Origin of the sequence: Pseudomonas guineae (assembly GCF_900113745.1) — a bacterium.
Lineage (GTDB): Bacteria > Pseudomonadota > Gammaproteobacteria > Pseudomonadales > Pseudomonadaceae > Aquipseudomonas > Aquipseudomonas guineae.
Genome location: NZ_FOQL01000001.1, coordinates 902,330 through 923,682, shown reverse-complemented (window position 1 = coordinate 923,682; position 21,353 = coordinate 902,330). Strand labels below are relative to the sequence as shown.

The window sequence follows — 21,353 nt, the reverse complement described above, 5'->3', positions numbered from 1 at the left end:
CTGGGGCGCTGCATCTGTGACTTGGGTCATGTATGGATGAAAAGTCAGCTTGGTATGTGCGTGCACATCTCTATAATGGCTTTACTTCTTATAATTGTTGACGCCAGGCCTTTGACGTTACGGATGACGCTCAGTTGATCGCTGTGCAGGTCAGTTAGCCCAAGAGGGGCAGTCTGCAGGAGAATCGCAATGAAGACTGATGCGAATGTGGTGCGCCTGAGCAAGGTAAGCCCTGAGCAATCGCCCACTTCACCGGTAGGAAGACTGCCTGTGGCGCTAACAACTGTACGTGACAACGCGGCGCAACAGCTGAAAACGGCGTTGCAGGCGCTGTTTGATAATGCCGACGATACGCTATTCGAGATGGCCGATCGCGCCACCAGCAACGCCGAGCAGAATGCCTTTTTTGAGGCGATGCGCGATCTGCGCTTGAAGCGCAAAAATATTGAGCGTGGCTTCTTGCAGAAGGTTTTTGAAGCCTTCGCCACGCTTAATCAATATGAAATCGGTAAGCCTGCACCCTTGGATGCGGTGTCATTTGATGCGTTGTCGTTGGTGCAGAACGACGCGCTGGAAGAGTCGGTCGCCCTGGATTCGATGGTGGCCAAGGTGGTCAGCCGTGATGCGACGGCGCTCAACCATCTGACCACCCGTTTCAATGCAATGGTCAGCAAGAAGCTCGATGACAAAACCAACCCGCTCGGCCCAACTTGCCTCTGCGAGTTCTTCCTAGATGCCTGCAGCAGTTTGGGCGTCGAGATCAGGGTCAAGCTTATTATTCTGAAGCTGTTTGAAAAGTACGTGCTGACTGGTCTCGATCAGTTGTATGCGCAAGCCAACCAGGCCTTGATTGCCACTGGCGTGCTGCCTGAACTCAAGTCTGCACCGGCGCGGCGTAACCCCTCGCGTACCAATGCGCCAGCCGGTAACGCAGGGCAGGAGGCGGCGCCTGAGCTGTCGGCTGGGTTTGCCGATGAGGGCGTGCAGGAGGTGTTTGGCGCGCTGCAGGCGCTGCTGTCCCAGGCGCGCGGTACGACGCTTGCGCAACGTAACCGGCCGGCCGACGCCATGCCGATTTCCAGTAATGACCTGATGCGCCTGCTCTCGCATATGCAGCAGCGTGCGCCGGCACAGGTTAGCGATGATTTTGATTTGCGCGAGCAGCTTGAAGGCTTGCTGACCCGTGCCAGTGCTAAGGCTGGCAAAGCGCGAGTGGTCGGTGAGGTTGATGAAGACGTCATCAATCTGGTGTCGATGCTGTTCGAGTTCATCCTTGATGACCGCACCCTGCCGGACTCGCTCAAGGCGCTGATCGGCCGTTTGCAGATACCGATGCTGAAAGTGGCGGTGATCGACAAAACCTTCTTCAGCCGTGGCAGCCATCCGGCCCGCCGCTTGCTCAATGAAATCGCCTCGGCGGCCCTGGGCTGGGGTGAGCAGGATGGCGCGCAGCGCGACAGCCTGTATCTAAAGATCGAGCAGGTGGTGCAGCGTCTGCTCAACGACTTTGTTGACGATCCGCTTATTTTCTCCGAGCTGCTCGCCGAGTTTCTGGCCTTTACCGGTGACGAGCGTCGGCGCAGCGAGCTGCTTGAACAGCGCACGCGTGATGCCGAAGAAGGCAGTGCCAAAGCAGCATTGGCGCGGCGTCAAGTCGAGCAGGCACTGAATCAGCGGCTGCTTGGCAAGACCCTGCCGGAAGTAGTGGTGCGCTTGCTGCAGGAGGCTTGGAGCAAGGTATTGATGCTTACGTGCCTAAAGCACGGGGTTGAGTCAGACCAGTGGCAGGCCGCCTTGGCGACGATGGATGACCTGGTTTGGAGTGTTGAGCACCACGACGAACCAGAAGCGCGTATGCGCCTGCTGGAGATGGTGCCAAGCTTGCTTAAGGCGCTGCGTGAAGGCATGGCCAGCGCGGCGTTTGATCCGTTCTCTACTGGTGAATTCTTCAACCAGCTGGAAGCCTTGCATGTGCAAGCCTTCCAGCGCTTTAAGCGCAGCTTGCCGGAAGACAGTGCGCCGGCCGATGCCCCGGTGCTCGCTGATATTACTGACGAGCAACGCGCTGAGCTGGCTGAGGTCGGGATGGACTTACCTCTGCTGGAACTGCCTGCTGCGGAGGCTGTTGAAGAGCCCGCGATGGTCGAGGTGATAGAAGAAATCATCCTGCTGGCGCCAGGCGAGCTGCGTGCTACCGAGCCAGAAATCAGCCTGCCTGACGATGATGAGGCGTTGCTGCAGGTGGACAACCTGCGTGTCGGTAGCTGGGTCGAGTTTCAGGAAGACGAAGAACACAAGCTGCGTTGCAAGCTGGCCGCAGTGATCAAGCCGACGGGTAAATACATCTTCGTCAACCGCACCGGCATGAAGGTGTTGGAGAAGACCCGTATGGGCCTGGCTGTAGAGTTCCGCCGCAGTGCCATTCGCTTGCTGGATGACGCGCTGCTGTTTGACCGGGCGCTGGAGTCGGTGATTGGCAACTTGCGGAAGCTCAAGGGCACCTGATCAGCCGGCGTAGGCTAACAATCACGCCGCCGGGGCTACCTCGGCGGCGTTTTTATTTGGGTCGCTGCTGTTGACGGTCTTGGCCCCTATAGTCGCGAGCGAACCCATAAATCGAAGCTAGATAAACATGCATCGCGGCCAAGTCCAGGTCTACGGGCGCCGAAGCGCTTGCTTGGCTTTCACCCTTGGCCTTGAGGCGACGCTGAACTAGAGTGGCCGCTTGATCAAGGAGCTTTTATGCAGCTGGACCCTTCCAGTGGCTGGTGTGATGGTATCCAGCACTGTCCCTCGCCGAACTTCAATCAGCGGCCGCTGGGTGAGGTTTCTTTGTTGGTGATTCACAACATCAGCTTGCCGCCTGGCGAGTTCGGTACGGGTAAGGTGCAGGCGTTCTTTCAGAACCGGCTGGACGCGGATGAACATCCGTATTTCGCCAGTATCGCGAGCCTGCAGGTGTCCGCGCATTTCTTTATCGAGCGTGATGGCGCTGTCACGCAGTTCGTCTCTTGTAATGAGCGCGCCTGGCATGCGGGACAGTCGCGCTTTGCCGAGCGGGAAAACTGTAATGATTTTTCCCTAGGGATTGAGCTTGAAGGGACCGATGATCTGCCCTTTACGGCGGCGCAATATGCGGCGCTGATCGCGCTGACGCAGCAACTGCAAGCGGCTTATCCGGCCATCACCCAGGCGCGTATCTGCGGGCATAGCGATATCGCGCCAGGCCGCAAGACTGACCCCGGCCCGGCATTCGACTGGCAGCGTATGCGCCTGGCATTGCAGCAAGACAAGGAGCTGACATGAATTTTCTGGTGCTACTGCTGGTGCTGTGGGTCGAGAAGTTCTCGGCCTGGCGTAAGCACATTCAACACGACGGCCCCTGGCTGCGGTTATTAACGGCGCTTGAGCGCAAGCCTCAGTGGGCTGAGCGCCCCTGGCTGGCGTTGGCTTTGCTGGTACTGCTGCCGCTGTTGGTGCTGGGGCTGATTCTGTTGTTGTTAGAGTCTGTGGCATACGGCTGGTTGGCGTTGCCGGTGCATCTAGTGGTAGTGATTTACAGTCTGGGTCGCGGTGATCTGCTGGCGGCGCTGGGGCCGTTTCGCGACAGCTGGCGGCGTGGCGATGCCGAGGCGGCGTACCTGGTTGCCCAGCGTGATTTGTCGCTTGAGGCGGACGAAGAGGGCGAGTTACTGCAGCGCGTGCAGGGCCATTTGGTATGGCAGGCCTATCAGAGCTTTTTCGCGGTGATCTTCTGGTACGCGCTGTTGGGGCCTGTAGCGGCGTTGGCATATCGGCTGGTTGCTTTGAGCAGCGAACAGGCGACGTTGCCAGCCTTGTGTGAGGCGGCTGCGCAGGTGCGCCATGGCCTCGATTGGTTGCCGGTGCGTGTATTGGCCGCCAGCTTTGCCCTAGTGGGCAATTTTGCCGGGGTGAGTCGGGCGTTGCTGCACGAACTGCTTAGTTGGGACATTAGCGCGGCGCAGTTGGTCATTAACACTGCGCGGGCGGCTGGCGAGATTCCGGAGCCGGTGATTGGCGAAGCCGGCGTCAGCAGTCTGGATGGGCTGTGGCAGTTGCTGGTGCGCGCCGCGGTGTTCTGGTATGCGGGGTTTGCCGTGTGGACCCTGCTTATCTAAGGCCTTGTGCTCCATATATGTTGGCGTGTGGCACGGTTATGCGATTTCTGAGGCGCAGTAATGTGTAGAGTGGTTTAGGCACGAATTGCGGCCAGGCAAGCAACAGCAACCGCCGGCACGCCTTAACCCATCATGGCGGCCTACTGGTAAATCGCCGTGTGGTGGGTTACGCGGCGACCAGCTTGCGTAGCGTCAGCCAGGCCGCTCCAACGCCGCTAACTCACCTGACAAAAGCAGGCTGCAACTCCTCTCGTGTACCAAGGCTTATCTGAGATCGTCGTTCCACAGCCAGGCGGCGCCGCGCACGCCGCTGGAGTCGCCGTGGTGAGCTTGCAGCAGGCGCGTGTTGACCTGGTCGGAGAACACGTAGCGCGCCAGCAGCGGCAATACATCAGAGTAGAGCGCGCGGCTGTTGGACAGGCCGCCGCCGAGGACGATAACGTGTGGGTCAATCAGGTTGATCACCGCCGCCAAACCTCGCGCCAGTTGGTCGCAATAACGGGCAAATGCCTGCTGAGCTGCTGGATTACCGACTGTTGCGGCGTTTACCAAGGCGCTCGCATCCAGGCCAAGGTTGCTGCGCGCCACCCAGCCTGGGCCACTTAAAAAAGTCTCGATGCAATCATCCTTGCCGCAATAACAGCGCCGGCTCGGGCCGTCCTCGCTGCGCCGCCAGGGCAGAGGGTTATGCCCCCATTCGCCAGTAATGGCATTCGGCCCGCTGAGCAGTTGCTGGTGCACGACCAGCCCGCCGCCGACGCCTGTGCCGAGAATCACCCCGAACACGCTAGCGGCTCCTGCGCCGGCGCCATCGCAGGCTTCTGAGAGGGCAAAGCAATCGGCGTCGTTGGCCAGGCGCATCGGGCGGTTTAAGCGCTGTTCAAGGTCGGTCTGTAAGTCCTGGCCAATCAGGCACAGAGAGTTGGCATTCTTGATCCGCCCATGGTCTGGGGAGCGGGTGCCGGGGATGCCGACCCCGACACTGCCGCGGCGGCCCAACTCGCGCTCGCAGTCCTCCACTAAACGGGCGAGTAACTCGACGGTTTGCGGATAATCGCCTTGTGGCGTTGGGGCGCGGCGGCGTAAGACTTGGCGGCCGTTGTCCAGGGCGATGATTTCGACTTTGCTGCCACCCAAATCAATACCCAGCTTCAGCGGTGTGTGCATCATTAACCTTAAGTTACAGAGGTTGAAGTCGATAAGAGGTATACATGGCGCATTGCTCGGTCGCCGCTTTGTGACAGTGGTCACGTCAATCGGCGCTTATCTATCCGGTTGATTCAAGTGCCGTAGGTCGAGCAACAAGGGACATGTAGGGCGTCATTTGCCATTGTGCGCGGCCTATTTGTAACCTGACACAACAATAATTAGAACTGGAGACGTCCTGTGAAGACCGTGCTGTATCCGGCCATCGCGCTAATGAATCGCCTCAGCTTCGGTATGAAGTTCAGCTTGATCAGTGTGCTGTTCTTGCTGCCCATGCTGGTCACCAACTTCTACTTGGTGCGTGACTCCTACCGCCAATTCGTCAGCACTCAAGCGGCCCTCGAAAGCATTGACCTGCTGGGCGAAAGTTTGACGTTACGGCGTAATCTTGAGGACTTTGTTGACCTCGTCGAGATCAACGCCATGATCGGTCAGTCTGGTCAGGCCGGTGATCTTGAGGCGCGTCTGACTAAGCTTCACGCGACTATTTCCACTGCGCTGCAGGGCATGGCGGCTGTGGTGCGCGAGGCGGAACAGATCGAAGAATTCAACAATAAGCGCGATGAACTGATTGCCGAATTAGCGGCGGTGCAACGTGAGGCCTCCCTGCAAGGCAAGATCGCCCTGGCGGAAAAGCTGCTGGGCTCCTCTCAGGTGTTTATTAAGCTGGTCGCCAGTCAGGCTGGTCTGAGTCAGGATCGCCAGAGTGCGGTGCGGCAGATGGTCGAGTTAGTTAGCGTCGCCACGCCTAAGGTCACGGCTGCGCTAAGCGAAGGGCGGGCCATCGGTGCCTACTCGCTGGCGCAGGGGTTTCTTAACTCATCGGCCAGCACTGCTTTTGATGAGCTGCTGCTGGAGCTGGAAAAGCTGCATGCCGAGTACGGCCTGAGTCTACAAACCTCGCTCAACAGCAGCGCTGAGGCGCGCACGGTATTGGCCAGCTCGGCTGCGAGCAGCCTGGAAACCCTGAAAACCATAGCGGTGCTGTTCGAAGACAAGGTGGTGATCGCCGACTCGTTGGATATGCCTTGGGCGCAGTTCTATGACGATGTCAGCGCGGCTATGGCGCAGACCTACGAACTTAATAGCGCTGTGCTGGTGTTTCTCGACCAGCAGTTGCAGGTGCGTCTGGAAGAAAATCGCGTACACATGGTGTTACTGGTGGCTGCCTTGGTGGTGGTATTCCTGCTGATCATTTATTTGTATAGCGGGTTCTACGTGTCGATCCGCACCACCCTGAAGAGTCTCGGTCAGGTGATGAATCAGGTAGCGGCGGGTGATATGACTGTCAGCTTCAAGGCGCAAAGCCGAGATGAGTTGGGTGAGTTGGGTCAGGTGTTCAATGAGACGGTGCGCAAAATCCACCAGCTTATCGAGCGCGTGGGACAGACAGTGGTTGAGGTTGAGCGTCAGGCCGATCGTGTGCAGGCGATCTCTGGGGAAAGTAACCAGGCCGTAGCCGGGCAGCGTGGACAGATCGATCAGGTGGCGACGGCCATGAATCAGATGTCGGCAACCGCTCAGGAGGTCGCCAGCAGCGCGGCGGCAGCGGTGGGCAGTGCGCAGAGCGTGAATGATGAAACAGCCAATGGCCGCGCGCTGGTTGAGTCGCAGGTCGGCAGTATCCAGCGACTGGCAGGGGAAATTGACCAGTCGGTGGCGGTGATCAACAAGCTGGCCAGCGATAGCGCCTCGATTAGTCAGGTGCTAGACGTGATCAAAGGCATCGCCGAGCAGACTAACTTGCTCGCGCTTAATGCGGCTATCGAGGCTGCGCGTGCCGGTGAGCAGGGCCGCGGTTTTGCCGTGGTGGCTGATGAGGTGCGCAACCTGGCCAAACGCACCCAGCAGTCCACCCAGGAAATCGAGTCGATGATCGCCACGCTGCAAGGTGGCGTAGGTGCGGCGGTGAAGTCGATGAGCTCCAGCCACAAGATGGCCGACAACACGGTCAATGAGTCCGGCAAAGTCCAGCAAGCGCTGGAGAATATCCTCGCGGCTGTGGGCATGATCGTTGATCAAAACCAGCAGATTGCCACCGCCGCTGAGGAGCAAACATCCGTGGCTCAGGATATCGACCAGAACATTGTCGAAATCAGCCAGGCTGGTGAGCGCACTGCTGAAGGTGCCAGCCAAACCGAGCAGGCCAGCCGCGAGCTGTCGGGGTCGGTAAGCCGCCTGAAACAGTTGATCAGCGCCTTCCGCGTGTAAGCGTTCTGCTGTACCGACAAGGCCCACCTATAAGGTGGGCCTTGTCGTTTTAGTGGGATGACGGATGAACTTGCTTCAAGTCTGTATGGGCAGCGCTCTAGTGTGCTGCGGCGCTAGTTCCAGCCAAACAATTCGGCCGCGTTGCGGCTGCTGGCGCTGGCCAGTTCGTCTGGGCTAATACCGCGCAATTCGGCCAGGGCTGCGCAGATATCAGGCAGATGCTCTGGGCTGTTGCGTTGGATGGGATGCATCGCTGGAGCCATGTCCGGAGAGTCGGTTTCCAGCACGATCGCCTCTAATGGCAGCTGCGCCACCACCTTGCGTAGGCGCAAGGCTTGCGGCCAGGTCGGTGCGCCACCCAGGCCCAGTTTGAAACCCAGCGTGAGGTATTCGCGGGCTTCCTCATAGCTGCCGGCGAAGGCGTGGATGATGCCGCCCCGCGCTGGTTTGAGGCGCTTGAGGGTGGCGATAGTCGCGGCATGGGCGCGGCGTACATGGAGCAGGGCGGGCAGCTCGAACTCGCTGGCCAGTTTGAGTTGTGCTTCAAATAACTGCTGCTGGCGTTGGCGATCAAGCTGCTGCAGAAAATAATCCAGACCGAACTCACCCACCGCGCACAGCCTGGGGTGGCCAGCGTAACGGCTCAGCCAGTCGCTTAACGCAGCCACGTGCGCGGGCTGGTGTTCATCCAGATACATCGGGTGCAGGCCGAAGGCGGCGTACAGGCCATCTTCAGCCAGCACCAGGTCCCACACGCGCTGCCAATTAGCCTGATGCACGCCAAGCACAACTAAACGCTCGACGCCGAGGTCGCGACAGCGGCGCAACAGTGCGTCGCGATCAGCATCGAAGTCGGGGAAGTCCAAGTGGGTGTGGGTGTCGATCAGGCGCTGCATAGGGCCGCTCGTGGTATGTATAAGGTTCAGCCTAAGCGAGCAAGGCGCTTCTGGGAAGCCAGCTGCACTTGCCTGACCAGGCCTATGGCCGCAGCATGCGGCCATAGAACGCGGCGGGTTAGCCTAGATGATGTTGAGCCTTAATAACGCTGTACTGCTGGCAGGGGCATTGCTGTTGGGTTGTCTGCTCTTTCAGCCACGCTTGCTGGCGATGACCGGATGGCGGGCGACGGTAACGCCACTGGCGTCGATTATCGGTTCGGGCTTTTTGGTGGCGGGGCCTATCCTGGCGCACGCGGTTGGCCCCTGGGCGGCATTGGCCATGCTTGCGCTGTGGGGGTTGAGTTACTGGTTTGGCGCGGCCATCCGCTACAACATCCGTTATGTCGAGCCGAGCCTGGCGCAACATCCGCCGACATATCAGGTCGGTTTGGAGCGCGCTTCTGATCTGGCATTGTCCCTGGCGTATTTTGTTTCCGTGGCCTACTACCTCAACCTGTTTGCCGCTTTCGGTTTGCGCTTGGGCGACGTGGTCGATCCCAACTGGATACGCATCGTCTCTACCGTGGTGATTGGCTCTATTGGTCTGCTCGGCTTGCTGCGTGGGTTGGCCGGGCTGGAGCGTCTTGAGGTGCTGGTGGTGGCGCTCAAGCTGACCTTGATCGGCGCGTTGCTAATCCTGCTCTTCAAGGTTAATAGCGCTGCTTACCTGGATGGCTCGCTGGGCTGGGCTGGCACTGTGGAAATGAGCCTCTGGGATAGGCTTGCGACCCTGATGGGGCTGCTGATTCTGGTCCAAGGCTTTGAAACCTCGCGCTACCTCGGTGACCAGTATGACGCCACGCTGCGAATACGCAGCATGCGCTGGGCGCAGTGGATTGCCGGCGCGATTTACCTGGCGTTTTTGCTGCTGATTACCGGGCAGTTTGCCGACAGCTTGCCGGCCGAGGGTGGTGAAACGGCGATTATCGATCTGCTCAAGCCGATTGGCAGCGTCGTCGCACCGTTACTGATTCTCACGGCGCTGGCCTCGCAATTATCTGCCGCGGTAGCGGACACGAATGGCGCGGGCGGCTTATTGGCCGAAGTCAGCGGGCGACGTATACCGGTGCGGATTGGCAACCTGATCACTGCGCTGGTAGCCATTGGTATCACCTGGACGGCCAATATCTACGAGATCATTACCTACGCCTCAAAGATGTTTGTCATCTATTACGGCTTACAGGCTTTACAGGCAGCACTCGCCGCCGGACGGCGCAGGCAGTGGTGGCGAGCATCTGGGTTTGGGGTGGCCGTGCTGGTGGCGGCGGCCGTAGTGGTGCTGGCCAAGCCGGTGGCGGCGTAGCGCGGTTGGGCCGCGCGGGGGAATGCCTTAAGCAGTCCGCGTTTGCAGAACGCTGGCGGGAGTAATGGCTCCCGCCAATGCTCGCAGGGCTTAGTGATGCTCGCGCGTAGCGCGGAATTTCACGTCGGGCCAGCGCTCTTCCATCAGCGCCAGGTTGACCCGGGTTGGCGCCAGGTAGGTGAGGTGGCCGCCGCCATCGAGGGCGAGGTTTTCCACCGCTTTGTTGGAGAATTCCTCCAGCTTCTTCTTGTCGCTGCAGTCGATCCAGCGCGCCGACCATACGGTGATGGGCTCGTACGCGCACTCGACCTTGTATTCCTCTTTCAGGCGGCTGGCGACCACATCGAACTGCAGCACGCCGACCGCGCCGAGGATGATGTCGTTGCTGCGCTCAGGGAAGAACACCTGGGTCGCGCCTTCCTCGGCCAGCTGCTGCAAGCCTTGGCGCAGTTGCTTGGATTTTAGCGGGTCCTTCAGGCGCACGCGGCGAAACAGCTCCGGGGCGAAGTGCGGAATGCCGGTAAAGCCCAGCGCCTCACCTTCGGTGAAGGTGTCGCCGATCTGGATGGTGCCGTGGTTGTGCAGGCCGATGATGTCGCCGGCATAGGCCTCGACCAGCATCTCCCGTTCGCTGGAGAAGAAGGTCAGCGCGTCGCCTATACGCAGGTCTTTGCCGGTGCGCACATGGCGCATCTTCATGCCCTGGCTGTATTTGCCCGAGCAGATGCGCATAAAGGCGATGCGGTCGCGGTGCTTGGGGTCCATGTTCGCTTGGATCTTGAACACAAAGCCGCTGAATTTCTCTTCCACGGGCTCTACGGTCCGCTCGTTGGCGACCCGGGCCAGTGGCTTGGGTGCCCAGTTGACCACGGCGTCGAGCACATGATCGACGCCGAAGTTGCCCAGCGCGGTGCCGAAGAACACCGGAGTCAGTTGGCCATCCAAGAACTCTTGTTGATTGAATTCATGGCAAGCGCCCTGCACCAATTCCAGCTGCTCGGTAAAGCGCTCGTATTCGTCACCCAAATGGTCGCGTGCTTCGTCGGAGTCGAGTTTTTCGATGATCTTTACATCGGTACGCTCGTGACCGTGGCCAGGGGTGTAAACAATGATGTAGTCATCGGCCAGGTGATACACACCCTTAAAGTCGCGATAGCAACCAATCGGCCAGGTGATAGGTGCGGCTTTGATCTTCAGTACCGCTTCAATTTCATCAAGTAGCTCGATGGGGTCGCGAATGTCGCGGTCGAGTTTGTTGATGAAGCTGACAATCGGCGTATCACGCAGGCGGCACACGTCCATCAGGGCGATGGTGCGCGGCTCAACACCTTTACCACCGTCGAGCACCATCAGCGCACTGTCTACCGCCGTCAGGGTGCGATAGGTGTCTTCCGAGAAGTCTTCGTGGCCGGGGGTGTCAAGCAGGTTGACCATGTGGTCGCGGTAGGGGAACTGCATCACCGAGGTGGTGATGGAAATGCCGCGCTGCTTTTCCATTTCCATCCAGTCGGAGGTCGCATGGCGGTCTGACTTACGCGACTTCACCGTACCCGCGACAGAAATCGCCTTGCCCATCAGCAAGAGCTTTTCGGTAATAGTGGTTTTACCGGCGTCGGGGTGAGAAATGATCGCGAACGTGCGGCGCTTGGCGACTTCGGCGGCCTGGATGGTCATTGTGCGGGAACCCATCGACTGAATAGTCGGTCTGTCAAAAAAGGCGGCGATTATAACGGTAAACGCCTTCGTGCGCGGCGACCTGTAGTCAGAGGATAAAATCGCGAAGATTTCGCGTGTTGTGCAGCATTCCATGACTTTTTGTTTTGAATATAAAACGATCAATCAATAAGGCGACAATGCAGGTCAAAAGCACGGCATTTTTGATTGATCTAAGCTGTCCATAGCCCTAAAGTTCGCGCCGAACGTCCATGCTGGCAACGATCCATCCGGCTCAAGTACTGACGACGAGAGACCTCTAGGTACTCGGCGACATGCCTTGGGAAGTAGGCGAACCAAAGTGGGGAAACTGATCAGACGTTCTGGGCCGTTTGCGGCCGCCCCCTGAAACGCAGTTGAACCTGTGCCCGGTTTAGCTGCCCGAATTATTGTGTTTCTGGTTTTGCCATATGGAGTCGAGCATGTCGATCAAGGTCGAAGATTATTACGCCCCCGCCACTTTTCAGCGCATGAAGGCGTTTGCTGATACTCAGGAAACCCCGTTTGTGGTGATCGATACCTCGATCATCAGTAAAGCCTACGACGACCTGCGTGCCGGTTTCGAATTTGCCAGCGTGTATTACGCGGTCAAGGCCAACCCGGCAGTCGAGATTATCGACCTGCTCAAGGAAAAAGGCTCCAGCTTCGACATCGCTTCCATTTATGAGTTGGACAAGGTGATGAGCCGTGGCGTCGGCCCGGAGCGCATCAGCTACGGCAACACCATTAAGAAAGCCAAAGACATCCGCTACTTCTTCGAGAAGGGCGTGCGCATGTTCGCCACCGACTCAGAAGCTGACCTGCGCAATATCGCCAAGGCGGCGCCGGGCTCGAAGGTTTATGTGCGCATCCTTACCGAAGGTTCGACCACGGCCGACTGGCCATTGTCGCGCAAGTTCGGCTGCCAGACTGACATGGCCATGGACCTGCTGATTCTGGCCCGTGACCTTGGCTTGGTGCCTTACGGTTTGTCGTTCCACGTTGGCTCGCAGCAGCGCGATATTTCCGTGTGGGATGCGGCGATTGCCAAGGTCAAGGTGATCTTTGAGCGGCTCAAGCAGGAAGATGGCATTGAGCTCAAATTGATCAACATGGGCGGCGGCTTCCCGGCCAACTACATCACCCGCACTAACAGCCTGGAAACCTATGCCGAGGAAATCATCCGCTTCCTCAAGGAAGACTTCGGCGACGAGTTGCCGGAAATCATTCTGGAACCCGGCCGTTCGTTGATCGCCAATGCTGGCGTCTTGGTCAGTGAAGTGGTGCTGGTGGCGCGCAAGTCGCGTACCGCCGTCGAGCGTTGGGTGTATGTCGATGTTGGCCTATTCGGCGGTTTGATCGAAACCATGGGTGAGGCGATCAAATTCCCCATTTACACCGAGAAGAAGGGTGAAATGGAGGAGGTGGTGATTGCCGGGCCAACCTGTGACAGCGCCGACATCATGTACGAAAACTATAAGTACGGTCTGCCGCTGAATCTGGCGATTGGTGACCGTCTGTACTGGTTGTCTACGGGCGCTTACACCACCAGCTACAGCGCCGTGGAATTCAACGGTTTCCCACCGCTGAAGGCCTTCTACTTGTAAGGCTCTCGCGCTCGGCTAAAACCCCGCTCCGGCGGGGTTTTTCGTTTCTACTCGAGGGCTTTTCCAGACTTTTTTCAGCGAAAGTCGAATGTATTTGCAACCCTGCGGGTGGTGCGGCGGGACGTCTAGTTAGTAATTTGTATGAGTATATTTCATGGCCTGTCGGCAGCATGTTTAGCTTGTATAGGTGGATTGGCTGGGCTTTTCCGGCGTTTTGCGGGTGTGCGACTTTGCGCTGAAAGTGCCGTCATCGTGAACTAATTTCAGGGAACAAGCTTGCTGCTTGCGCGCTTGGCGCGTTAGGGTGAAAAGGCCATTCAATTAGAGAGGAGAAAGGTTTGTCCCTGAAAATCGCTATTCTTGGGGCCGGCCCCAGCGGGCTTGCACAACTTCGATCCTTTGTTTCCGCCCAACTTGCCGCACATGAAGAAATGCCCGAAATCGTCTGCTTCGAGAAGCAGAGTGACCTCGGCGGCATGTGGAATTACACCTGGCGTACTGGTCTGGATAAACACGGTGAGCCGGTCCACGGCAGTATGTATCGCTACCTTTGGTCCAATGGCCCGAAGGAATGTCTAGAGTTTGCCGACTACTCCTTCGATGAGCACTTTGGCCGCGCCATTCCCTCCTACCCGCCACGTGAAGTGCTGAAGAACTACGTCATGGGGCGGATTGAGCGCAAAGATGTACGTCAGTACATCCGCTTTGAAACGGCCGTGCGCTGGGTCAGCTTCGATGAGCACACACAACGCTTCAGCGTCACGGTCATGGACCACCAAACAGATCAGCTGCACAGCGAAGAGTTCGATTTCGTGGTGGTCGCTACCGGGCACTTCTCCACGCCAAACGTGCCTTATTTTCCGGGCGTCGAGCGCTTCCCCGGGCGAGTGTTGCATGCCCATGACTTCCGCGATGCGCTGGAATTCAAGGATAAGGATTTGCTGCTGGTCGGTAGCAGTTACTCGGCCGAAGACATTGGCACCCAATGCCACAAGTACGGTGCCAAGTCGGTGACGTTTAGCTACCGCTCCCGCCCACTGGGTTACGACTGGCCTGCAGGTATTACTGAAGTGCCGTTACTGGAGCGCCTCGACGGCAACGTGGCGCACTTTAGTGACGGCAGCAGCAAAGCAGTGGATGCGATCATTCTGTGTACGGGCTACCAGCACAGCTTTCCGTTCCTGCCGGATGATTTGCGCCTGCAAACCCGTAACCGGCTCTACCCGCAGAGCCTGTACAAGGGCATCCTCTGGGAGAGCAACCCACGCTTGATCTACCTCGGTATGCAGGATCAGTACTTCACCTTCAACATGTTCGATGCCCAGGCCTGGTATGCCCGCGATGTCATGCTCGGGCGCATCCCTTTGCCGGATGCCGCGACGATGCAGGCGGATATGCAAGATTGGCTGAGCCGCGAAGAAGCCTTGGCAAACGCCAGTGCCGAAATCGATTTCCAGGCAGCCTATGTGCGTGATCTGTTGCAGCCGACCGACTACCCCGAGTTTGCCGTCGAGGCCCAGGGCGAGTTGTTCAAGCGCTGGAAGCAGGACAAGAAGGTCGACATCATGGGTTATCGCAACCAGTGCTACACCTCCACCGTCACGGGCACCGCAGCCCCCGAGTTGCCAGCCCCGTGGCTGGAAATTCTCGACGACTCGCTGGAACACTTTCTCAGCCATGACTACGCCGGTGTTGTTGGCGAGCCTGTGGAGCAGGTCTGAATTTGATTGCCAGTACCGCCTCGGCTGCAATGCCGAGTCGGTACGGCGGCGCGAAGATCAGAAGCGGTAGTTAGCACTCAGTTCCAGGCTGCGTGGTGCGCCAGGCGTGATTAAGTCCACTGAGCCATGGGCTGAAGCGAAATACGCCTTGTCAAATACGTTGCGCAGGCGAAGTGCTGCGTCCCATTGTGGTTGGCCGTAAAGCAGCGCGGCATCGTAGGTCGTGTAGCTGGGCATGACGGTAGCGTTATCCAAAGCGGTGAAGCGCTCATCGACATAGTTGGCGCCCATGCCGACACGCCATTGCTGATTCAGCGAGCGCACCAGCCACAGGTTGGCGCTATTGCGTGGGGTCAGGGTTGGCGTCTGGCCCTGGTTGGCCACGCCATTGGTGAAGCTGGTGGACTTGCTGATCTCCGCATCGAGGTAGGCGTAGCCGGCATACACCTGCCACTTGTCGCTGAGCTGGCCGCTTAGGGTTGCCTCGAAACCATCGGTGCGTTGCTCGCCGGCGAGGATCGTCTGGCCTGGGTTGGCCGGGTCGCTGGTCTTCATGTCGGTGCGCTCAAGGCGGAACACCGACGCGGTCAGCGACAGACGCTGGTCGAGTAGGTCCCATTTGCCACCCAGCTCGTAATTGGTGGTCTGCTCTGGCTCTAAGTCTTTGATCGAGTTGTTCAGCGGGAAGGTTTCGCCTGACGGCTGGTAGGAGCGGCTCACCGAGACGTAGTAGGACTGCACCTGGTCCGGCTGGAAGACCAGCCCAACCCGTGGGCTCCAAGTGCGGTCGGTACGCGAGATGTCTTGGCCGCTCAGGTCGTCAGCGAAGGCCTGGTCGAATACGTCATAACGCACGCCGAGCAGGGCCTTCCACTGTGGCGCCAGTTCGATCAGGTCCTGCACATAGATACCGGCTGTGTCTTGGGTGTTAAGTCCTTTGGAGGTCATTTGTGCCGCCTGGAATGGCACGTCGACCAAGCCATCGCGGAACAACGGCACCCGCACCACATCGCTCTGGCTGAAAACCGTCTGATGTTTGTTCTGCCGACCCAGTTCGACCCCATAGAGCAGGCTGTGCTGCATGCCTGCAATCTGCGCCTGTTGCTTCAGTTCAGTTTGGTTGAACCAGCCATCCTCTTTGCGCTGCACGTTACCGCGACGCAATTTGACCAGCAGCTCGCCGTTGGCGGCGGTGACGAAGCGGTTGGCGTCGGTGTGGGCCAGGGTGTTATTGCGGTCCAGGTCGTAGTGGTAGTAACGACTGGTGTTGGACAGGCTGAAGTCGTCGTTGATCTGATACTCAAGGCCGGCGGTGAAGGAGAATACCTCGCTGCGGGTGTAGTCTTGGTCCGGGTCGGCGGAACCGAAGCGGGTGCCAGGGTCAACGTCCACCGGCCGGCCGTTTAGCGCTGGAATGCCGAAGTCGATCAGGCGCTTGTCGTAAAGGTAGCTGGCGCCCAAGTTGAGCTCTAGGTCATCGGACAGTTTGAAGTAACTCGACGCGGCCAGGGCCTTGCGCTCAAGGAAGGCGTCGTCGCGAAAACCGTCGCTGTCTTCCACTGCACCGGTCACGCGCAGGGCTTTGTCGCCCTGCTCCTGATCGGCCCAGCCAGCATCGAACTGGGTGCGCTTCTTGCCTTCGCTGTCGACCGAAACGCCGACTTCCTGCACTGGGGCGAAGGTCGGGCGCTTGCTCACGCTGTTGATCAGGCCGCCCGAAGAGCCTCGGCCGTAGAGAACCGCAGCAGGGCCCTTGATCACTTCCACGCGCTCGATGTTCGATAGATCGCGGTAGTACAGCGCGTCGTCACGGATGCCGTCGATGTACTGGTCGCCGATGGCGCTGAAGCCGCGAATGGTGACCTGGTCGCGCTGGCCGTCGCCGTTGGACAAGCCCACGCCAGGCACGTTCTTCAGCACGTCTTCCATCGACTGCGCGCCCTGATCCTTGATCACGCTCTGCGGAATGACGTTAACCGTCTGTGGAATGTCGCGCAGTGGCGCATCAATCTTCAGCGCGCTGGTGCTGCGACTGGGCTGGTAGCTGGTCTGTTGCTGCTGCCCGGTAACAGTGGCGGCGGGAATCTCCAGTGCACTGTTTGATTCGGCGTGTACAGCTGGCGCAGCGAACGCGCCCAGCAGTGCGAGGTAGAGGGGTTTTAAGCGGAAGACGGTCACCGGGCAGCTCCAAACAAGAAGTTATGCTTTATGGTAAGGCTTATCATTAACAAATGTAAATTTATTGTAAAAGACTCCGGTGCACCATAGCTTTTGCTGGACTCAAGCAATCTCTTGACGCATAGCGCTGTCATAGTGGGGCTTGGCTATTTAGAATCATTTGCATTTGAATGGTTGGGTCGCTTGAAGCGGCCGGTGAGGAGCGCGCAATTATGATGCTGAGCATTGCCGAGGTGCTGACGCCTGAGCAGGTGGCTGAATGCCGTCAGGCCTTCGAGCGGGCCAGTTGGCAGGATGGGCGGGGTACGGCAGGTCATCAGGCCGTCAAGGCCAAAGCGAACCAGCAACTGGCTCAGGATGATCCGCTGGCAGTGCAGGTCGGTGACTTCATTGTGCAGCGCTTGGGCAGTCATCCGCAGTTTGTCTCCGCCGCCCTACCGCTCAAGGTATTACCGCCGCGTTTCAACCGCTACAGCGACGGTGGTACCTACGGTAACCATATTGATAACTCGATTTTCAGTGTGCCGGGCTCGGCGCAGCGGGTGCGTAGCGATTTGTCGGCCACGTTGTTTTTCAGTGAGCCAGATGAGTATGACGGCGGCGAGTTGGTGGTCGAGGACAGCTATGGCAGTCACCGGGTGAAGTTGCCGGCGGGGCATCTGGTGCTGTATCCCGGCAGCAGTTTGCATCGGGTTGAACCGGTGACTCGCGGCGTGCGCTATGCCGCGTTTTTCTGGATTCAGAGCCTGGTGCGTGAAGACAACCAGCGCAGCATGTTGCTGGAATTAGACAAGGCGATCCAAGCGCTGACGCAGCAGGTACCAGACAGCGCCGAGCTGGCGCGGTTGACCGGCGTGTATCACAACCTGCTGCGCCACTGGGCCAACACATGAGCGATGGGCCGTTATCGAAGTTGACGCAAATCCCGCCGAGCATTGCCGCTGTAGCCGACTATGAGCCCTTGGCGCGTGAGCGTATGAGTGCCCAGGCCTGGGCTTATATGGCTGGCGGCGCGGCTGATGAGCTGACCTTGGCCGACAACCAAGCCGCGTTTCAGCGCATCCGTTTACGCACGCGGGTGTTGGCCGACCTGAGTGGCGGCAACACCCACCTGAGCCTATTCGGCCAAACGTTTGCTCATCCGATTTTCCTCGCGCCGGTGGCGTATCAGCAGCTCGCTCATGCCGATGGTGAGCTGGCCACGGTGTTGGCGGCTTCGGCCGTGCAGGCTGGCATGGTGCTTAGCACTCAGGCCAGCGTGAGCCTGGAGGCGGTCGCCGAGCAAGCGCACAACCCGCTGTGGTTTCAGCTGTATATCCAGCCGGATCGAGCCTTTACCCAGGCTCTGGTAAAGCGTGCCGAAGCCGCCGGTTATCAGGCGCTGGTGCTAACCGTGGATGCGCCGGTTAACGGGATGCGCAATCGCGAGCAGCGGGCGGGCTTCTGTTTGCCCAAGGGGGTCGAGGCGGTCAACCTGCGCGGGATGCAGCCACTGCGTGGGAGTGCCGCACCCAGCGGCGGCTTGTTGCTCGGTAGCGCGTTATTAGCGGCCGCACCTGGTTGGGCGGATGTGCAGTGGCTGCGCTCGCTGACGCGCCTGCCGATTCTGCTCAAGGGCGTGATGTGCGCCGAGGATGCGCAGCGTGCGCTGGCCGAAGGGGTCGACGGCATCATCGTCTCTAACCATGGCGGTCGCACCCTGGACGGTCAGCCTGCAACCATCGAGGTGTTGGCGGAGATTGCCGCCGCAGTGCAGGGGCGCGTACCGCTGTTGCTGGATGGCGGTATACGCCGTGGCACTGATGTGTACAAAGCGCTGGCCCTGGGTGCCGACGCCGTGCTGGTAGGCAGGCCTTATGTGTATGGGCTGGCCACGGCCGGAGCCAGTGGAGTGGCGCATGTGGTGCAGCTGCTGCGCGCCGAGCTGGAGGTGGCCATGGCGCTGACCGGTTGTCGCGATCTGGCCAGTATTGGTGCTGAGCGTGTGCTGGTCGGTGCGCATTAGCGGAACTTATTGCGAATAAAAGTGTAAATACCTATTGATTGATAATGATTATCAAATAGAATCACGCCTCGTTTTGATCTGGGGGTGGTTCTCATGGGTATGCATAAACAAGCTGGCAACTTGCCGCAGCGTCGTCTTCTGGCTTCGGCTATCGGTCTGGCCGTCGCCTCTTGGGCGGGTGCTGGTATGGCTGCTGAGCAAGCGCTGCAGCAAGCCAAGACGCCGGTTGAGCTGGGCAGCGTAACGGTCAAGGGTCAGCAAGCTGAAGAGTACAAAACCGACACCTCGTCCTCAGCCAAGTACGCCGTCCCGCTGCTTGATACCCCGCAAACCATCACCGTGGTGCCGCAGGCGCTGCTCAGAGAGCAGCAGGCACTGAGCATGAAGCAAGTGCTGGCTAACGTTTCTGGCATCACCTTCAATGCAGGTGAGGGCGGTGGTGGCTCGGGCGACAGCATCAATATTCGTGGCTTCAGTGCCAATGCCAATATGCAGATCGACGGCCTGCGCGACAGCTCGCAGAACAACCGTACCGACACCTTCAATATCGAGGCCGTCGAAGTCATCAAGGGCCCCAACTCGGTGTTCGGGGGCTCCGGCACCACCGGCGGCAGCATCAACCAGGTCAGCAAGCAGCCACGCCAGCGCGATTTCACTGAGATTGGCGCGAGCTTAGGTACGGATAACTACCACCGCCTGACGCTGGACACCAACCAGACCCTGGATGAAGTCGGCACCGGCAGCGCCTTTCGTCTCAACCTAATGGCCCATGAAAATGATGTGCCGAGCCGTGAGCAGATCGACCGCGAACGCTGGGGCATTGCGCCTTCGCTGTTGTTGGGGCTGAGCGATTCGACGCGATTGACCTTGAGCTACTTGCATCAAAACGATAACAACATGCCGGACTACGGCGTGCCAGCCTTCGATGGCAAGCGCCTGGCGGGTGTTGGTCGTGATGCGTATTTCGGCTGGAAGAACCTCGATAAAGAAGAGATCCAGACCGATGCTTTCACGGTTAAGTTCGAGCACGACTTCAGCGACAGCCTGCGCTTGCAGAACCTCAGCCGTTACAGCCGTGTTGAGCGCGACACGGTCATTTCCGCCTCCCACGTTAACCTTACGGGCGTTCCAACCGGTCGTTATGTTCCCGCCGGGCCGCAGGCGTATGGCCGGGATGTAACCAGCGAGATGTGGATCAACCAAACCAACCTGACGGCGTATTTCGATACTTTGGGCCTGGGCCATACCCTAGTTACGGGCGTCGAGGTGTCGCGTGAGGATTACTACCGCAATACCTACAATCACGCGCTCAACTTTGCCGGCAAGGATTACGACCTAGGCAACCCACCGGGTTATTACGCAGGGGCGACCAGCAAGACTCGCACGGCCGAAACCTCGACCGAGCTTGAGAACCAGGCAGTCTATGCGTTCGACACCATTGCCCTGAACCAGCAGTGGGATTTAAGCCTGGGGCTGCGTTATGACTGGATCACGGGCGACTCGAAGAACACTGCGCTGCCCGCCGGTACGACGACGCGCCTGAGCTCGCGCGACAAGGAGCTCAGCGGGCGGGCTGGCGTGGTCTACAAACCCGCTGAAAATGGCCGCATCTACCTGGCGTACGGCACCTCCTTTAACCCGGCTGCCGAGGCCTTGGCGTCTTCTGGTTCGTTAAACGCCGCCGAGTCCGAGTTGGACCCGGAAGAGAATAAAACCTGGGAGCTCGGTACCAAGTGGGAGTTGCTGGACAACCGTCTGCAGTTGGATGCCGCACTGTTTCGCGTAGAGAAAACCAATGCCCGTGAAACCTTGGCAGACGGCTCTACCGCCTTGGCCGGTGAGCAGCGCGTGCAGGGTGTGGAACTGGGCGTGAGTGGTCGTATTAGCGAGCAATGGAACGTCTACGCCAACTACACCTTCCTCGACAGCGAAACCCTCAAAGCGGCGGATACCGCCGCCGGTATCGCCAAAGAAGGTCAGGCCCTGGGCAACACCCCGCCACGCTCGTTCAACCTGTGGAGCACCTACGAGCTGCCAGCTGGCTGGCGCGTCGGCTACGGTGCGCGTTATGCCAGCGAGCGTAACGTGACCTCCAGTGATAACGCCAAACTGGATGCCTACTGGGTGCATAACGCCATGCTCGGCTACAAGGTTAATCAGGAACTCGACCTGCAGCTGAACATGAACAACCTGTTCGACAAGGACTATGTGCAGAGCGTGCGACAGAACGTCGGTGCCAACACGCGCTCCTCAGCCATCGAATATGGCGATGCGCGTTCGGCAGTCTTGTCGGCCACCTACCGCTTCTAGTTGCGCCACGTTTCAGGTAGGTAGCGAACGCCAACTTGCCGGT

The 21,353-nt window shown here is 58.9% G+C and carries 14 protein-coding genes and 1 pseudogene; 11 read left to right on the top strand and 4 right to left on the bottom strand.

The annotated features are described in order from the left end of the window. The first annotated feature begins 189 nt into the window (after positions 1-189). From BMZ32_RS04290 to ampE, 3 genes are all read left to right on the top strand, one after another. Positions 190-2,505, top strand: coding sequence for a DUF1631 domain-containing protein (locus tag BMZ32_RS04290; protein ID WP_090240030.1), 2,316 nt, complete (start codon positions 190-192; stop codon positions 2,503-2,505). Positions 2,506-2,742: 237 nt separating this feature from the next. Next, positions 2,743-3,306, top strand: coding sequence for a 1,6-anhydro-N-acetylmuramyl-L-alanine amidase AmpD (ampD, locus tag BMZ32_RS04285; protein ID WP_090240028.1), 564 nt, complete (start codon positions 2,743-2,745; stop codon positions 3,304-3,306). After that, a complete protein-coding gene (gene ampE, locus BMZ32_RS04280) occupies positions 3,303-4,139 on the top strand; it encodes a regulatory signaling modulator protein AmpE (protein ID WP_090240026.1) in 837 nt (278 codons plus the stop codon). The genes ampD and ampE overlap by 4 nt, the downstream gene beginning before the upstream one ends. A 264-nt stretch (positions 4,140-4,403) precedes the next feature. Here ampE and BMZ32_RS04275 read toward each other — a convergent pair whose 3' ends face one another. Further along, complete coding sequence (locus BMZ32_RS04275; RefSeq protein ID WP_090240023.1) at positions 4,404-5,306, bottom strand: ROK family protein; 903 nt, start codon at positions 5,304-5,306, stop codon at positions 4,404-4,406. A 252-nt stretch (positions 5,307-5,558) separates the two neighbouring features. On the opposite strand from BMZ32_RS04275, the pseudogene BMZ32_RS19740 reads away from it, so the two are divergent. Further along, positions 5,559-6,701 (top strand): annotated as a pseudogene (locus BMZ32_RS19740) (HAMP domain-containing protein); the annotation flags it as partial. Positions 6,702-6,842: 141 nt separating this feature from the next. Continuing rightward, a complete protein-coding gene (locus tag BMZ32_RS19735; RefSeq protein WP_423815452.1) occupies positions 6,843-7,556 on the top strand; it encodes a methyl-accepting chemotaxis protein in 714 nt (237 codons plus the stop codon). Between the two features lie 113 nt (positions 7,557-7,669). Here the strand turns inward: BMZ32_RS19735 and BMZ32_RS04265 are convergent, their stop codons facing one another. Then, complete coding sequence (locus BMZ32_RS04265; protein WP_090240018.1) at positions 7,670-8,452, bottom strand: TatD family hydrolase; 783 nt, start codon at positions 8,450-8,452, stop codon at positions 7,670-7,672. A 127-nt stretch (positions 8,453-8,579) separates the two neighbouring features. On the opposite strand from BMZ32_RS04265, the gene BMZ32_RS04260 reads away from it, so the two are divergent. Beyond that, on the top strand, positions 8,580-9,797 hold the full coding sequence (locus BMZ32_RS04260) for a hypothetical protein (protein WP_090240015.1): 1,218 nt from the start codon (positions 8,580-8,582) through the stop codon (positions 9,795-9,797). A 90-nt stretch (positions 9,798-9,887) separates the two neighbouring features. Here the strand turns inward: BMZ32_RS04260 and BMZ32_RS04255 are convergent, their stop codons facing one another. Next, on the bottom strand, positions 9,888-11,471 hold the full coding sequence (locus BMZ32_RS04255; protein WP_090240012.1) for a peptide chain release factor 3: 1,584 nt from the start codon (positions 11,469-11,471) through the stop codon (positions 9,888-9,890). A gap of 461 nt (positions 11,472-11,932) precedes the next feature. Between BMZ32_RS04255 and BMZ32_RS04250 the strand changes: the two genes are divergently transcribed. Continuing rightward, complete coding sequence (locus BMZ32_RS04250; RefSeq protein ID WP_090240009.1) at positions 11,933-13,096, top strand: type III PLP-dependent enzyme; 1,164 nt, start codon at positions 11,933-11,935, stop codon at positions 13,094-13,096. Positions 13,097-13,434: 338 nt separating this feature from the next. Further along, positions 13,435-14,817: an NAD(P)-binding domain-containing protein gene (locus BMZ32_RS04245; protein WP_090240003.1), complete on the top strand. Its 1,383-nt coding sequence runs from the start codon at positions 13,435-13,437 to the stop codon at positions 14,815-14,817. 57 nt (positions 14,818-14,874) lie between these two features. Here the strand turns inward: BMZ32_RS04245 and BMZ32_RS04240 are convergent, their stop codons facing one another. Continuing rightward, positions 14,875-16,995 carry a TonB-dependent receptor gene (locus tag BMZ32_RS04240; RefSeq protein ID WP_090240001.1) on the bottom strand — a complete coding sequence of 707 codons (2,121 nt, stop codon included), beginning with the start codon at positions 16,993-16,995 and terminating at the stop codon, positions 14,875-14,877. A 212-nt stretch (positions 16,996-17,207) separates the two neighbouring features. Here BMZ32_RS04240 and BMZ32_RS04235 point away from each other — a divergent pair, with 212 nt between their 5' ends. The 3 genes from BMZ32_RS04235 (at position 17,208) to BMZ32_RS04225 (ending at position 21,310) form a co-directional block, all read left to right on the top strand. Next, a complete protein-coding gene (locus tag BMZ32_RS04235) occupies positions 17,208-17,888 on the top strand; it encodes a Fe2+-dependent dioxygenase (RefSeq protein ID WP_090239998.1) in 681 nt (226 codons plus the stop codon). Further along, positions 17,885-19,000 (top strand): alpha-hydroxy acid oxidase, encoded by a 1,116-nt coding sequence (locus BMZ32_RS04230; RefSeq protein WP_090239996.1) that lies wholly within the window; start codon positions 17,885-17,887, stop codon positions 18,998-19,000. The genes BMZ32_RS04235 and BMZ32_RS04230 overlap by 4 nt, the downstream gene beginning before the upstream one ends. 93 nt (positions 19,001-19,093) lie before the next feature. Next, complete coding sequence (locus BMZ32_RS04225; protein ID WP_425272851.1) at positions 19,094-21,310, top strand: TonB-dependent receptor; 2,217 nt, start codon at positions 19,094-19,096, stop codon at positions 21,308-21,310. Positions 21,311-21,353 lie beyond the last annotated feature (43 nt).

Coding starts and splice junctions, on each gene's coding strand:
- BMZ32_RS04290 (WP_090240030.1), top strand. CDS start 190: ATGAAGACTGATGCGAATGTGGTGCGCCTGAGCAAGGTAAGCCCTGAG.
- ampD (WP_090240028.1), top strand. CDS start 2,743: ATGCAGCTGGACCCTTCCAGTGGCTGGTGTGATGGTATCCAGCACTGT.
- ampE (WP_090240026.1), top strand. CDS start 3,303: ATGAATTTTCTGGTGCTACTGCTGGTGCTGTGGGTCGAGAAGTTCTCG.
- BMZ32_RS04275 (WP_090240023.1), bottom strand. CDS start 5,306: ATGCACACACCGCTGAAGCTGGGTATTGATTTGGGTGGCAGCAAAGTC.
- BMZ32_RS19735 (WP_423815452.1), top strand. CDS start 6,843: ATGAATCAGATGTCGGCAACCGCTCAGGAGGTCGCCAGCAGCGCGGCG.
- BMZ32_RS04265 (WP_090240018.1), bottom strand. CDS start 8,452: ATGCAGCGCCTGATCGACACCCACACCCACTTGGACTTCCCCGACTTC.
- BMZ32_RS04260 (WP_090240015.1), top strand. CDS start 8,580: ATGATGTTGAGCCTTAATAACGCTGTACTGCTGGCAGGGGCATTGCTG.
- BMZ32_RS04255 (WP_090240012.1), bottom strand. CDS start 11,471: ATGACCATCCAGGCCGCCGAAGTCGCCAAGCGCCGCACGTTCGCGATC.
- BMZ32_RS04250 (WP_090240009.1), top strand. CDS start 11,933: ATGTCGATCAAGGTCGAAGATTATTACGCCCCCGCCACTTTTCAGCGC.
- BMZ32_RS04235 (WP_090239998.1), top strand. CDS start 17,208: ATGATGCTGAGCATTGCCGAGGTGCTGACGCCTGAGCAGGTGGCTGAA.
- BMZ32_RS04230 (WP_090239996.1), top strand. CDS start 17,885: ATGAGCGATGGGCCGTTATCGAAGTTGACGCAAATCCCGCCGAGCATT.
- BMZ32_RS04225 (WP_425272851.1), top strand. CDS start 19,094: ATGGGTATGCATAAACAAGCTGGCAACTTGCCGCAGCGTCGTCTTCTG.